At 65.9% G+C, this 14,801-nt stretch carries 8 protein-coding genes; 5 read left to right on the forward strand and 3 right to left on the reverse strand.

Annotated elements, in window-relative coordinates; genetic code table 11:
• Positions 1–43 precede the first annotated feature (43 nt).
• The gene (locus tag ACTIEF_RS12215) at positions 44–553 is read right to left on the reverse strand and encodes an FKBP-type peptidyl-prolyl cis-trans isomerase (protein ID WP_439472415.1); all 510 of its coding nucleotides are present in this window, start codon (positions 551–553) and stop codon (positions 44–46) included.
• 380 nt (positions 554–933) lie between these two features.
• On the opposite strand from ACTIEF_RS12215, the gene rpoB reads away from it, so the two are divergent.
• On the forward strand, positions 934–5,049 hold the full coding sequence (rpoB, locus tag ACTIEF_RS12220) for a DNA-directed RNA polymerase subunit beta (RefSeq protein WP_439472416.1): 4,116 nt from the start codon (positions 934–936) through the stop codon (positions 5,047–5,049).
• Between the two features lie 95 nt (positions 5,050–5,144).
• Positions 5,145–9,341: a DNA-directed RNA polymerase subunit beta' gene (rpoC, locus tag ACTIEF_RS12225; protein ID WP_439472417.1), complete on the forward strand. Its 4,197-nt coding sequence runs from the start codon at positions 5,145–5,147 to the stop codon at positions 9,339–9,341.
• A gap of 173 nt (positions 9,342–9,514) precedes the next feature.
• Here rpoC and ACTIEF_RS12230 read toward each other — a convergent pair whose 3' ends face one another.
• Positions 9,515–10,315, reverse strand: coding sequence for a hypothetical protein (locus ACTIEF_RS12230; protein WP_439472418.1), 801 nt, complete (start codon positions 10,313–10,315; stop codon positions 9,515–9,517).
• A 69-nt stretch (positions 10,316–10,384) separates the two neighbouring features.
• Positions 10,385–11,023: a hypothetical protein gene (locus ACTIEF_RS12235; protein WP_439472419.1), complete on the reverse strand. Its 639-nt coding sequence runs from the start codon at positions 11,021–11,023 to the stop codon at positions 10,385–10,387.
• A 429-nt stretch (positions 11,024–11,452) separates the two neighbouring features.
• On the opposite strand from ACTIEF_RS12235, the gene rpsL reads away from it, so the two are divergent.
• The 3 genes from rpsL to fusA all read left to right on the forward strand — a co-directional run bounded on the left by rpsL (position 11,453) and on the right by fusA (position 14,618).
• Positions 11,453–11,824, forward strand: coding sequence for a 30S ribosomal protein S12 (gene rpsL, locus ACTIEF_RS12240; RefSeq protein WP_056453566.1), 372 nt, complete (start codon positions 11,453–11,455; stop codon positions 11,822–11,824).
• Between the two features lie 81 nt (positions 11,825–11,905).
• Positions 11,906–12,379, forward strand: coding sequence for a 30S ribosomal protein S7 (gene rpsG, locus ACTIEF_RS12245; RefSeq protein ID WP_141626243.1), 474 nt, complete (start codon positions 11,906–11,908; stop codon positions 12,377–12,379).
• Between the two features lie 157 nt (positions 12,380–12,536).
• A complete protein-coding gene (gene fusA, locus ACTIEF_RS12250; protein ID WP_439472420.1) occupies positions 12,537–14,618 on the forward strand; it encodes an elongation factor G in 2,082 nt (693 codons plus the stop codon).
• Positions 14,619–14,801: the final 183 nt, after the last annotated feature.

Raw genomic sequence — 14,801 nt, forward strand, 5'->3', positions numbered from 1 at the left:
GCCTTTCGGGGAGGTCAGGCGACGGGGCCTGAACCGCGAAGGCTCAGGACGCCGGTTTTACTTCCAGCAGTTCGACCGTGAACAACAGGGTCGAGTTGGGCGGCAATTCGTCGCCGCCGACCCAGCGCTCGCCGTAGCCGAGCGAGGCGGGGATGACGAACTCGAACTTCTCGCCCTCCCGCATCAGGGCCACGCCCTCGGTCCAGCCGCGGATGACGCGGTTCAGCGGGAACTCGGTCGGCTCGTTACGGTCGTAGCTGCTGTCGAACTGGCGACCATCCACGAAGGTCCCGCGATAGTGGACCTTGACCGTGTCGGCGGCGACTGGCTGGCGGCCTTCCGGATGGGCGCGACCAATGCGGCGGTACTGCAGGCCGCTTTCGGTGGTGGTCCAGCCCTTACGCGCGCCGTTGATGCGCAGGTATTCGAGGTTGCCGGCGGTCCAGCCCTCGTGGGTGCCGGTCCCCAGCGCGACGGGCGGCGGGGCGGTCGGCGTCGAGGCGCAGGCGGCGACGATCAGGGCGGAGGCGGCGGCGATCAGGAGACGGGTCATAAGGCGACGCTAGCCGGAGTTGGCGAGGACGGAAAGAGACCCCATATGCGCCCTCCACCGCAGGGGTTGCGGGAAGGGCAAGGCGAATTCCGCTGCGGCGCCAAGATTTTCCACAGCGACCTTTATTTCGCCGTCAAAGCGAGTATATCAGCCCGTTCCGCTAACTCCGTATGAGTCTGCGCGAAAGCGCCGAGGCCCGGTTTGTCGCCCTCCGACCGGTGCGAAGGCGCGCTCCTCCCCAAGGGAGCCTTACATTTCAGGTGTCCTGGGACCGCAAGGCCCGAGGGTGGACGCCGAAACCGATCGTCACGGATCGCCAGTCGGCGGACCGTGGCTGCTGCATTTGAAACGAGCTGCCCGGCTCGTATTGGGAAGACAGAATGGCCAAGTCCAAAGCGGAACTCACCGTCTCCGGTCAGTTCCTCACCGCCACCTCGTTCACCGGCAAGAAGCGCATCCGTCACTCGTTCGGTCGCATCCCGGAAGCGGTGCAGATGCCGAACCTCATCGAGGTTCAGCGCGCGTCGTACGAACAGTTCCTTCAGCGCGAGGGCCGTCCGGGCCTGCGCACCGATGAAGGCATCGAGGCGGTCTTCAAGTCGGTCTTCCCGATCAAGGACTTCAACGAACGCGCCATCCTCGAATACGTCTCGTACGAGTTCGAAGAGCCGAAGTACGACGTCGAGGAGTGCATCCAGCGCGACATGACGTACGCCGCGCCGCTGAAGGTGAAGCTGCGCCTGATCGTCTTCGAAATGGACGAGGAAACCGGCGCGCGCTCGGTCAAGGACATCAAGGAGCAGGACGTCTACATGGGCGACATCCCGCTCATGACGGACAAGGGCACCTTCATCGTCAACGGCACCGAGCGGGTCATCGTCTCGCAGATGCACCGTTCGCCGGGCGTCTTCTTCGATCACGACAAGGGCAAGACGCACAGCTCGGGCAAGCTGCTGTTCGCCGCGCGCGTGATCCCGTACCGCGGTTCGTGGCTGGACTTCGAGTTCGACGCCAAGGACATCGTCTACGTCCGTATCGACCGTCGTCGTAAGCTGCCGGCCTCGACCTTCCTGATGGCTCTGGGCATGGACGGCGAGGAAATCCTCAAGACCTTCTACGAGACCGTGCCTTACGAGAAGCGCGGCGAAGGTTGGGTCACGCCGTACAAGGCCGAGCGCTGGCGCGGTGTGAAGCCGGAGTTCGATCTGGTCGACGCCGACACCGGCGAAGTGATCGCCGCCGCCGGCACCAAGATCAGCGCCCGTCAGGCCAAGAAGCTGGGTGACACGACCAAGTCGCTGTCGCTGGCCGCCGACGCCCTGCTGACCCGTTACCTGGCCGCCGACGCGGTCAACTACGAGACCGGTGAAATCTACGCCGAAGCCGGCGACGAGCTGGACCAGGCCGCGATCAACCTGCTGGAAGAGCAGGGCTTCACCACCATCGACGTGCTGGACATCGACCACGTCACGGTCGGCGCCTACATGCGCAACACCCTGCGCATTGACAAGAACACCGGCCGCGAGGACGCGCTGTTCGACGTCTACCGCGTGATGCGTCCGGGCGAGCCGCCGACCCCGGAAGCCGCCGAAGCCATGTTCCAGTCGCTGTTCTTCGACAGCGAGCGCTACGATCTGTCGGCCGTCGGTCGGGTCAAGATGAACATGCGTCTGGAAAGCCCGGAGGTCTCGGACGAGATCCGTGTCCTGCGCAAGGAAGACGTGCTGAAGGTCTTGCAGATCCTGGTCGGCCTGAAGGACGGTCAGGGCGAGATCGACGACATCGACAACCTGGGCAACCGTCGCGTCCGCTCGGTGGGCGAGCTGCTGGAAAACCAGTACCGCGTCGGCCTGCTGCGCATGGAGCGCGCGATCAAGGAGCGCATGAGCTCGGTCGATATCGACACGGTCATGCCGCACGACCTGATCAACGCCAAGCCGGCCGCGGCCGCCGTGCGTGAGTTCTTCGGCAGCTCGCAGTTGTCGCAGTTCATGGACCAGACGAACCCGCTGTCGGAAATCACCCACAAGCGCCGCCTGTCGGCCCTTGGACCGGGTGGTCTGACCCGCGAGCGCGCCGGCTTCGAAGTCCGCGACGTGCACCCGACCCACTACGGCCGGATCTGCCCGATCGAGACGCCGGAAGGTCCGAACATCGGCCTGATCAACTCGCTGGCCACCCACGCCCGCGTGAACAAGTACGGCTTCATCGAGAGCCCCTACCGTCGCGTGAAGGACGGCCAGGCTCAGGCTGAGGTGGTCTACATCTCGGCCATGGAGGAGTCGAAGTACACGATCGCCCAGGCGAACATCGAGCTGAAGGACGGTCAGATCGTCGACGATCTGGTCCCTGGCCGGATCAACGGTGAATCCCAGCTGCTGACCAAGGAAACGGTCGACATGATGGACGTGTCGCCGAAGCAGGTCGTTTCGGTCGCCGCCGCCCTGATCCCGTTCCTGGAAAACGACGACGCCAACCGCGCCCTGATGGGCGCGAACATGCAGCGTCAGGCCGTGCCGCTGGTCCAGTCGGACGCGCCGCTGGTCGGCACCGGCATGGAAGCCGTCGTGGCCGTGGACTCCGGCGCCGTCGTGGTCGCCCGTCGTGAAGGCGTCGTCGAGCAGATCGACGGCACCCGCATCGTCGTGCGCGCCACCGGTGAACTGGAGCCGGGCCGCTCGGGCGTCGACATCTACCGCCTGTCGAAGTTCCAGCGTTCGAACCAGTCGACCTGCATCAACCAGCGCCCGATCGTGCGCGTGGGTGACGCGGTGAAGGCCGGCGACGTGATCGCCGACGGCCCGTCGACGGACCTGGGTGAACTGGCTCTGGGCCGCAACGCCCTCGTCGCCTTCATGCCCTGGAACGGCTACAACTTCGAAGACTCGATCCTGATCTCGGAGCGCATCGTGCGCGACGACATCTTCACGTCGATCCACATCGACGAGTTCGAAGTGATGGCCCGCGACACCAAGCTGGGACCGGAAGAAATCACCCGCGACATCCCGAACGTCGGCGAGGAAGCCCTGCGCAACCTCGACGAGGCCGGCATCGTGGCCATCGGCGCCGAAGTCCAGCCGGGCGACATCCTCGTCGGCAAGGTGACGCCGAAGGGCGAAAGCCCGATGACCCCGGAAGAGAAGCTGCTGCGCGCCATCTTCGGCGAAAAGGCTTCGGACGTCCGTGACACCTCGCTGCGCCTGCCGCCCGGCGTCGCCGGAACCATCGTCGACGTGCGCGTCTTCAACCGCCACGGCGTCGACAAGGACGAGCGCGCCATGGCGATCGAACGCGCCGAGATCGAGCGTCTGGGCAAGGACCGCGACGACGAGCTGAAGATCCTCGAGCGCAACGTCTACGGCCGCCTGCAGCCCCTGCTGCTGGGCAAGACCGCCGTCTCGGGTCCGAAGGGCCTGGGCCGCGGCGAGGTCACCCTCGAGAAGCTGGGTGAACTGTCCAAGGGTCTGTGGTGGCAGATCGCCCTCGACGACGAGAAGGCGATGGGCGAGCTGGAGGCCATGAAGAAGCAGTTCGAGGACGCCAAGAAGGCCCTCGACCGTCGCTTCGAGGACAAGGTCGAGAAGCTTCAACGCGGCGACGAACTGCCCCCGGGCGTGATGAAGATGGTCAAGGTCTTCGTCGCCGTGAAGCGCAAGCTTCAGCCGGGCGACAAGATGGCCGGCCGCCACGGCAACAAGGGCGTCATCTCCAAGATCCTGCCGATCGAGGACATGCCGCACCTGGAAGACGGTACGTCGGTCGACGTCGTTCTGAACCCGCTGGGCGTGCCGTCGCGCATGAACATCGGCCAGATCTTCGAAACCCACCTGGGTTGGGCCGCCGCCGGTCTCGGCAAGCAGATCCAGGGCCTGCTGGAAGCCTGGCAACAGGGCGGCCAGAAGCAGGCGCTGATCGACCATCTGTCGGACATCTACGGTGCGGACACCCCGCTGCCGCAGGATGAAGAAGAGCTGGTCGAGCTGGCCCGCAACCTGTCGAAGGGCGTTCCGTTCGCGACCCCGGTCTTCGATGGCGCGCACATCTCGGACATCGAGGACCTGCTCGAGAAGGCGGGCCTGGACCGCACCGGCCAGTCGATCGTCTACGACGGTCAGACCGGCGAGCAGTTCAAGCGTCCGGTCACGGTCGGCTACATCTACATGCTGAAGCTGCACCACCTGGTCGACGATAAGATCCACGCCCGCTCCATCGGGCCGTACTCGCTCGTCACCCAACAACCGCTGGGCGGCAAGGCGCAGTTCGGCGGCCAACGCTTCGGTGAAATGGAAGTGTGGGCGCTGGAAGCCTACGGCGCGGCCTACACCCTGCAGGAAATGCTGACGGTGAAGTCCGACGACGTGGCCGGCCGGACCAAGGTCTACGAGGCGATCGTCCGCGGCGACGACAGCTTCGAGGCGGGCATCCCCGAGTCGTTCAACGTGCTCGTGAAGGAAATGCGCTCGCTGGGCCTGAACGTGGAGCTGGAGAACGGCTGATCGCTTCAACCCTCCCCGCCGTCGAGGCGGGGAGGGCAGCCTTCACCCCCTCCAACTGATTGAATTTTAGCGGCTCCGCCGCAGAAGGAACAAAGATGAACCAGGAAGTCCTGAACATCTTCAACCCGGTCCCGGTCACCCCGACCTTCGACCAGATCCGGATCGCCCTGGCCTCGCCGGAGAAGATCCGCTCGTGGTCGTTCGGCGAGATCAAGAAGCCGGAAACCATCAACTACCGCACGTTCAAGCCCGAGCGTGACGGCCTGTTCTGCGCTCGTATCTTTGGCCCGACCAAGGATTACGAATGCCTGTGCGGCAAGTACAAGCGCATGAAGTACAAGGGCATTATCTGCGAGAAGTGCGGCGTTGAAGTCACCCTCGCCCGAGTCCGTCGCGAGCGCATGGGTCACATCGAGCTGGCCTCGCCGGTCGCCCACATCTGGTTCCTGAAGTCGCTGCCGTCGCGCATCTCGCTGATGCTCGACATGGCGCTGAAGGACGTCGAGCGCGTCCTGTATTTCGAGAACTACATCGTCACCGAGCCGGGCCTGACCCCGCTGAAGCAGAACCAACTGCTGACGGAAGACGAGTTCTACCGCTACCAGGAAGAGTTTGGCGATGACGGCTTCACCGCCGAGATCGGCGCCGAGGCCGTCCGCAACCTGCTGATGGGCATCGACCTGAACGCCGAGGCTGAGAAGCACCGCGGCGAGCTGGCCGACAACCCGTCGGAAATGAAGGCCAAGAAGGCGTCCAAGCGCCTGAAGCTGATCGAGGCCTTCCTGGAGTCGGGCAACAAGCCCGAGTGGATGATCCTGAACGTCGTTCCGGTCATCCCGCCGGAACTGCGCCCGCTGGTGCCGCTGGACGGCGGTCGTTTCGCGACCTCCGACCTGAACGACCTGTATCGCCGGGTCATCAACCGGAACAACCGCCTGAAGCGCCTGATCGAGCTGCGCGCGCCGGACATCATCATCCGCAACGAAAAGCGGATGCTGCAGGAATCGGTCGACGCCCTGTTCGACAACGGTCGCCGCGGCCGCGTGATCACCGGCGCCAACAAGCGTCCGCTGAAGTCGCTGGCCGACATGCTGAAGGGCAAGCAGGGTCGCTTCCGTCAGAACCTGCTCGGCAAGCGCGTCGACTACTCGGGCCGTTCGGTCATCACCGTGGGTCCGGAGCTGAAGCTGCACGAGTGCGGCCTGCCGAAGAAGATGGCGCTGGAGCTGTTCAAGCCCTTCATCTACGCGCGTCTGGACGCCAAGGGCCTGTCGGGCACCGTCAAGCAGTCCAAGCGCATGGTCGAGCGTGAGCAGCCGCAAGTCTGGGACATCCTGGATGAGGTCATCCGCGAGCACCCGGTCCTGCTGAACCGCGCGCCGACGCTTCACCGTCTGGGCATCCAGGCGTTCGAGCCGAAGCTGATCGAGGGCAAGGCCATCCGCCTGCATCCGTTGGTCTGTACCGCGTTCAACGCCGACTTCGACGGCGACCAGATGGCCGTGCACGTCCCGCTGAGCCTCGAGGCCCAGCTGGAAGCGCGCGTCCTGATGATGTCGACGAACAACATCCTGTCGCCCGCCAACGGCAAGCCGATCATCGTGCCGTCGCAGGACATCGTCCTGGGTCTGTACTACCTGTCGCTGGTCAAGGAAGGCGAAGTCGGCGAAGGCAAGCTGTTCGCCAACATGGGTGAAATCGACGCCGCGCTCGACGCCAAGGCCGTGACCCTTCACACGAAGATCAAGGCCCGCTGGACCGAGATGAACGCCGCCGGTGAAGTCGTGACCAAGGTCATCGACTCGACCCCGGGCCGGATGAAGCTGGGCGCCCTGCTCCCGCACAACCCGAACATCGGCTACCGCCTGCTCGAGAAGAACCTGACCAAGAAGGAGATCGGGAACCTGATCGATCAGGTCTACCGTCACTGTGGTCAGAAGGCGACGGTCATCTTCGCCGACCAGATGATGCAGCTGGGGTTCCGCGAAGCCGCCAAGGCCGGCATCTCGTTCGGCAAGGACGACATCGTCATTCCGGCCGCCAAGGCTGGTCTGGTCGCGGAAACCCGCACCCAGGTGGAAGAGTACGAGCAGCAATATGCTGACGGCCTGATCACCAAGGGCGAGAAGTACAACAAGGTCGTCGACGCCTGGGCCAAGGCCACGGACAAGATCGCCGACGCGATGATGGGCGAGATCGCGCAGCCGCGCGTTCTGGCAAAGGGTCAGAACCCCGACATCAACTCGGTGTTCATGATGGCCAACTCGGGCGCCCGTGGTTCGCAGGCGCAGATGAAGCAGCTGGGCGGCATGCGGGGCCTGATGGCCAAGCCGTCGGGCGAGATCATCGAGACCCCGATCATCTCGAACTTCAAGGAAGGCCTGACCGTGCTGGAGTACTTCAACTCCACCCACGGCGCCCGTAAGGGTCTGGCCGACACCGCGCTGAAGACCGCCAACTCGGGTTACCTGACCCGCCGTCTGGTGGACGTTGCGCAGGACTCGATCGTCACCGAGGACGATTGCGGCTCGACGCGGGGCATCACCCTGCGCGCCGTGGTCGAAGGCGGCGACGTGCTGGTCTCGCTGGGCCAACGTGTCCTGGGTCGCTACGCGGCCGAGGACATCAAGGAGCCCGGCGGCGACACGGTCCTGTTCCCGGCGGATACCTATCTGCAGGAAGAGGAAGTCGAAGTCATCGACAAGGCCGGCGTCCAGTCCATCAAGGTCCGTTCGGCCCTGACCTGTGAAGCCGAAGCCGGCATCTGCGCCATGTGCTACGGTCGTGACCTAGCGCGCGGCACCAACGTCAACATCGGTGAAGCCGTGGGCGTCATCGCCGCCCAGTCGATCGGCGAGCCGGGCACCCAGCTGACGATGCGGACCTTCCACATCGGCGGTACGGCCCAGGTGGCGGAAACCTCGTTCTACGAGGCGACCAACCCTGGGACCGCCCGGATCAACGGCCCGACCGTCAAGGCCGCGCACGGCGATCTGGTGTCCATGAGCCGCAACGTGACCATCACCGTGGTGGTCGACGGCAAGGACCGCGAGACCCACAAGGTCCCGTACGGCGCCCGCATCCGCGTCAAGGAAGGCGGCGACATCGCCAAGGGCCAACGTCTGGCGGAGTGGGACCCCTACACCACCCCGATCCTGACCGAAGTCGCCGGTACGGTGCGCTTCGAGGACCTGGTCGAAGGCCTCTCCGTCAAGGAAGAGACCGACGAAGCGACGGGCATCGCCCAGCGCGTCGTCAGCGACTGGCGCGCCTCGCCCCGCGGTTCGGACCTGCGTCCGGCCATGGGCGTGACCAACGGCGACAGCTACGCCAAGCTGGCTTCGGGCTCTGACGCCCGCTATCTGCTGCCGGTGGGCGCGGTTCTGTCCGTGTCGAACGGCGATGAGGTCAAGCCGGGCGAGATCATCGCCCGCGTTCCGACCGAAGGCGCCAAGACCCGCGACATCACCGGCGGTCTGCCGCGCGTCGCCGAACTGTTCGAAGCCCGTCGTCCGAAAGACTGCGCCGTCATCGCCGAAATGGATGGCCGCGTTGAGTTCGGTCGCGACTACAAGAACAAGCGCCGCATCAAGATCACCCCGGAGCCGGACGCCGATGGCAACCAGGGTGAAGCGGTCGAGTTCCTGATCCCGAAGGGCAAACACATCTCCGTCCACGACGGCGATCTGATCCAGAAGGGCGACTACATCATCGACGGCAACCCGGATCCGCACGATCTGCTGCGCATCCAGGGCGTCGAAGCGCTGGCCGAATACCTCGTGAACGAAGTGCAGGAGGTCTACCGCCTGCAAGGCGTGCCGATTAACGACAAGCACATCGAGGTCATCGTCCGTCAGATGCTGCAGAAGGTCGAAGTCCTGGATTCGGGTGAAACCACCCTGATCCGCGGCGACACCGTCGAAGTGGCTGAGGCTGTTCTGGAGAACGAGAAGGTCGAGAAGCGCGGCGGCCGTACCGCCACCACGCAACCGGTCCTGCTGGGCATCACCAAGGCGTCGCTGCAGACCCGCAGCTTCATCTCGGCGGCCTCGTTCCAGGAAACGACGCGCGTGCTGACCGACGCCTCGGTCAACGGCAAGCGCGACACCCTGGAAGGCCTGAAGGAGAACGTCATCGTCGGCCGTCTGATCCCGGCCGGTACGGGAGCCTACCTGCGCAGCCTGCAGAAGATCGCCAACGAGCGTGACGCTGAGCTGACGCAAGCCCGCGAAGACGCGGTCGAGCCGCTGCCGGCCGACCTGGCCCTGGAGCTGGAGAAGTCGGAAGGCTGATCCGGGTCTCGGACCTGAAGTGAATGGAGAAGGGCGGCCCCGGAAACGGAGCCGCCCTTTTCTTTTATGTCCGGACGCGCGAAGCGCGCAGGGAGGGCGCTATCGCTCGCCGCGCGGCGGCTCGCTGCTTGAGCGCATGAGGGTGCCCTGACGCTCGCGACCCGAGAGACCGCTCAGTCTTCCTCGGCCTCGCGGACACGGTCGCGGCGGGTGCGGACGTTGGTGGTCGAGTCCGGGCGCAGCGCCGGGTCCAGATGGGCGCCGGCGACGCCCATGCCGAAGTTGGAGCCGGGGCCGTCCTGCGGGCCGACCACGCCGACGCCGCCCGCCAGGGGACGACGACGCGCCTCGTATTCGGCCAGGGCGCGGGCGCCCTGACGCGCGAACTCGCCGTCGCGCTCGGGATCGCCGGTGCCGCGGATCGGCGGGGCGGCGGCGGCGCGTTCGCCGAACCGCTCCTCGCAGATCTGCTGCTCCTGTCGGCTCAGCAGTTGGGGGCTGGCGCAGCCGGGGCCGCGGGTGCGCAGGCCGCGCCCGACCCGGTCACCCATGGTCTCGGGCCGCACCTGCCAGGCCTCGGCCCCGGTCGGAGCCGTGGGCGCGCCGGGGGCGGGCGCGACATAGCGGGGCGCGGGCGGGGATGGGCGGTCCTCCTCATCCCGACTGCGTTGGAAGGGCAGGCGCAAGCCCATGACGCCGCGCTGGGCCGACGACGGCGCTGGCGGGCTCTCGGCGGCGCTGGACGGGGCGGGCGTGGGGCGGGGACGGGGCCGCTCATCCTCCAACAGGGGGCGCGGCTCGATCTCGATGAAGATGGGCTTGGGCGGGGTCGGCACGGCAGTCATCCGGTCGCCGACGCCGCTGGCGATCAGCACGGCCAGCACGGCCGCGTGCAGGCCCACGGACACGCCGACCAGCACCGGCTTGCGCCAGCGCCTGTCGCCAGAGAGGGCCGTCCACCCGCGTCCGCTCATCCGTCCTCCCGATCGATGGGGCAGGTGACCCGGTCAGCGTGACCGTATTGGGGCGACTTCGCCAAGACCTCAGTCCTCCCGCTGCTGGTTGGGGAACCAGCCGTCCACGGTCGAGAAGATGTCGACCTGAATCTCCACCTCGCAGTCCGCGATCGGGCCAGGCTTGTCGCAGACCGGACGTTCCATCACCCCGGTCCGGCGGCGTTCCTCATAGGCGGCCAGGGCGCGGGCACCCTGCCGGGCGAAGCGGGCGTCACGGTCGGCGTCGCCGGTTCCGGCGATCCGGGGCGCGGCGGCGGCGCGCTCGGCGAAGCGGGCGTCGCAGGCGGCCTGTTCCTCCGGCGCCAGCCACTGACGCGCGGCGCAGGCCGAGGCGCGCGGACGCGGGCGGAAACCCGTCGGGCTGTCGCCGGGGCGGACCTGCCAGTCTCCGGCGACGGCAGGCCAGGCCGGATCGGCGGCGGGCCGGCTTGCTGTGGCGGCGGCGGGGACGCCCGTCGTGTTCGCGGGATCAGGCGACCGGGACGGGGGCAGGGCGGGCCTGTGCGGACGGACGGGCACGGCGCTGGTGGCGGGGCTGATCTCCAGCGGCAGGACGAACAGACGCGGCTGGGGCGGAACGGAGGAGGCGCGAGGCGGGGACAGGGCCAGGGCCAGCAACACCGCGAGGTGCAACGCCACCGAGGCGCCGATCAGGGCGCCGCGCATCCTCCCTGTTCGTCGCCCCGATTCCGTCAACCGCCGTCCCCCGCTGGTCTGACGCGAAGGGGATGGGGCCAGCGTGGCCGTATTGCGGCCCGATCCGGGCCTTTCCGCGAACGGCGTGATCGTGGGATAAGCGGTCGGCCCTTCCCGAGGCTTCGGCCCCGTCGCCCTTGACCTGACGGCCCCGCGCGCGTAGAAGCCGCGCACTTTCGAGAGGGATGTCCCGGACCTCCTCCGCGATCGTGACAACTCATTGACACGGGCTGTGCCCGCCGGAATGGCCGAAGCGCCCGTTCCGGCTTTTGTGTTTGTCATGACGAGGCTCGAAACCTCACCCGAGGGCGACCATCCGGTCGTCCGAAAAGAAGGCTCACCGGGGCGCTCCGGCCGAAAGGCACACGCTCCCATCGATTAGAGAAGAACGAGTACTCGATGCCGACTATCAACCAGCTGATCCGCAAGCCGCGCGCCCCCAAGCCGGTCCGTAACAAGGTCCCGGCCCTGAAGGGTTGCCCGCAACGCCGCGGCGTCTGCACCCGCGTCTACACCACGACCCCGAAGAAGCCGAACTCGGCGCTTCGTAAGGTCGCCAAGGTCCGTCTGACCACCGGCATCGAAGCCGTGTGCTACATCCCGGGCGAAGGCCACAACCTGCAGGAGCACTCGGTTGTGCTGATCCGCGGCGGCCGCGTGAAGGACCTTCCGGGCGTTCGCTACCACATCCTGCGCGGCGTGCTCGACACGCAAGGCGTCAAGGACCGCAAGCAGCGCCGTTCGCACTACGGCGCCAAGCGTCCGAAGTAAGCGACCGCTTCATTCCATTCGCTGGTCCGGGCTGTTGAGCTTCGGACCGGCCGTTCGATACCGATATAGAAGGCCAAGCCCATGTCCCGTCGTCACCGCGCCCAGAAGCGCGAAGTCCTGCCGGATCCCAAGTTCAAGGATCTGACCGTCACCAAGTTCATGAACTATGTCATGTACGAAGGTAAGAAGGCCGTCGCCGAGAACATCGTGTACGGCGCCTTCGACATCCTGGCCGAGAAGAAGAAGGACCAGGAGCCCGTCGCGACCTTCCACACCGCGCTGGAAAACGTCGCCCCGGCCGTCGAAGTCCGCTCGCGTCGCGTCGGCGGCGCCACCTACCAGGTGCCGGTCGAAGTCCGTCCGGACCGCCGCAAGGCCCTGGCCATCCGTTGGCTGGTGAACGCCGCCCGCAACCGCGGCGAAAACACCATGACCGAAAAGCTGGCCGCCGAGTTGCTGGACGCTTCGAACAACCGCGGCACCGCCGTGAAGAAGCGTGAAGACACCCACAAGATGGCCGAAGCCAACCGCGCCTTCAGCCACTACCGCTGGTAAGCCTCTAAGGAGCCGCCGGTCTTTCGAAAGGATCGGCGGGTTCCTATTTACGTGACTATCCGGCGCGGGCGGTTTGAGCTAAATCGCCCGCGCTCGCTTATCCGAACATTCCCGAGGCGCTGTAGCGGCGCCGTATCTGACCGCAAGGCACGCTCCTATGCCCCGCACGCATAAAATCGAAGACTACCGCAACTTCGGCATCATGGCGCACATCGACGCCGGCAAGACGACGACGACCGAGCGGATCCTGTATTACACCGGCAAGTCGCACAAAATCGGCGAAGTGCACGACGGCGCCGCCACCATGGACTGGATGGACCAGGAGCAGGAACGCGGCATCACCATCACGTCGGCCGCCACGACCGCGTTCTGGAACGACAAGCGCCTGAACATCATCGACACCCCCGGCCACGTGGACTTCACCATTGAAGTCGAACGCTCGCTGCGCGTCCTCGACGGCGCCGTGACCGTGCTGGACGGCAACGCCGGCGTTGAGCCGCAGACCGAAACCGTCTGGCGCCAGGCCGACAAGTACCGCGTGCCGCGCATCGTCTTCGTCAACAAGATGGACAAGATCGGCGCCGACTTCGACAAGTCGGTCGAGTCGATCCGCGACCGTCTGGGCGCCAAGGCGGTGCCGATCCAGTTCCCGATCGGCGCCGAGAGCGAGCTGAAGGGCTTGGTCGACCTGGTCCGCATGAAGGCGGTTGTCTGGGACAACGACGGCCTGGGCGCGTCGTACCGCGACGAAGAGATCCCGGCTGATCTGGTCGACAAGGCCAACGAAGCCCGCCAGTACCTGATCGACAACGCCGTCGAGCTCGACGACGAGGCGATGGAAGCCTACCTCGAAGGCAACGAGCCTTCGGAAGAAGTGATCAAGAAGTGCATCCGCAAGGCCGTGCTGACCGGCGCCTTCTACCCGATCCTGTGCGGCTCGGCCTTCAAGAACAAGGGCGTGCAACCGCTGCTGGACGCCGTCGTCGACTATCTGCCGTCGCCGGTGGACATCCCGCCGACCCCGGGCATCGACTACAAGACCGAAGAGCCGATCACCCGCAAGGCGTCGGACGAAGAGCCCCTGTCGGTTCTGGCCTTCAAGATCATGGACGACCCCTTCGTCGGCTCGATCACCTTCTGCCGCATCTACTCGGGCAAGATGGAAACGGGCATGGGCCTGCTGAACTCGTCGCGCGACAAGAAGGAGCGCGTCGGTCGCATGCTGCTGATGCACTCGAACAACCGCGAGGACATCAAGGAAGCCTACGCCGGCGACATCGTCGCCCTGGCCGGCCTGAAGGAAACCCGCACCGGGGACACCCTGTGCGACCCGATCAAGAACCCCGTCATCCTGGAGCGCATGGAGTTCCCGGCCCCGGTTATCGAGATCGCCGTCGAGCCCAAGTCGAAGGCTGACCAGGAAAAGCTGGGCGTCGCCCTAGCCAAGCTGGCCTCGGAAGACCCGTCCTTCACCGTTTCGACCGACCACGAGTCGGGCCAGACGATCCTGAAGGGCATGGGCGAGCTGCACCTGGACATCAAGATCGACATCCTGAAGCGCACCTACAAGGTGGAAGCCAACATCGGCGCGCCGCAGGTGGCCTATCGTGAATCGATCAGCCGCAAGGCCGAGATCGACTACACCCACAAGAAGCAGACCGGCGGTACGGGCCAGTTCGCCCGCGTCATGATCACCTTCGAGCCGGGTGAGCCGGGTTCGGGCTTCGTGTTCGAGTCCGCCATCGTCGGCGGCGCGGTGCCGAAGGAATACATCCCGGGCGTCGAGAAGGGCCTGGAATCGGCCAAGGAAAACGGTCTGCTGGCCGGCTTCCCGCTGATCGACTTCAAGGCGACCCTGACGGACGGCAAGTACCACGACGTCGACTCCAGCGTGCTGGCGTTCGAAATCGCGTCGCGCGCCGCCTTCAAGGAACTGCGTGAAAAGGGCGGACCGAAGCTGCTGGAACCGATCATGGCCGTCGAGGTCGTGACCCCTGAAGAGTATCTGGGTTCGGTCATCGGCGACCTGAACGGCCGTCGCGGCATGATCCAGGGTCAGGACATGCGCGGCAACGCCACTGTCGTGAACGCCTTCGTGCCGCTGGCCAACATGTTCGGCTATGTGAACACGCTGCGGGGCATGTCGCAGGGCCGCGCCGCCTTCACCATGCAGTACGACCACTACGAAGCGGTGCCGCAACACGTCGCCGACGAAGTCATCAAGAAGTACAGCGCCTAAGCACCAACCAATCCCGGCGGGCCCCACAAGGTCCGCCGGACCCCTGAAAACCCCGCCGACGGGCCTGCCCGTCGGACCCCTGAAAAACCCAGGATACGCCCCTCACTTCAGGGGACGGAGAGAAGAGAATGGCCAAGGAAAAGTTCGAACGCACCAAGCCGCACTGCAACATCGGCACGATCG

Source organism: Brevundimonas sp., assembly GCF_051858995.1.
GTDB lineage: Bacteria > Pseudomonadota > Alphaproteobacteria > Caulobacterales > Caulobacteraceae > Brevundimonas.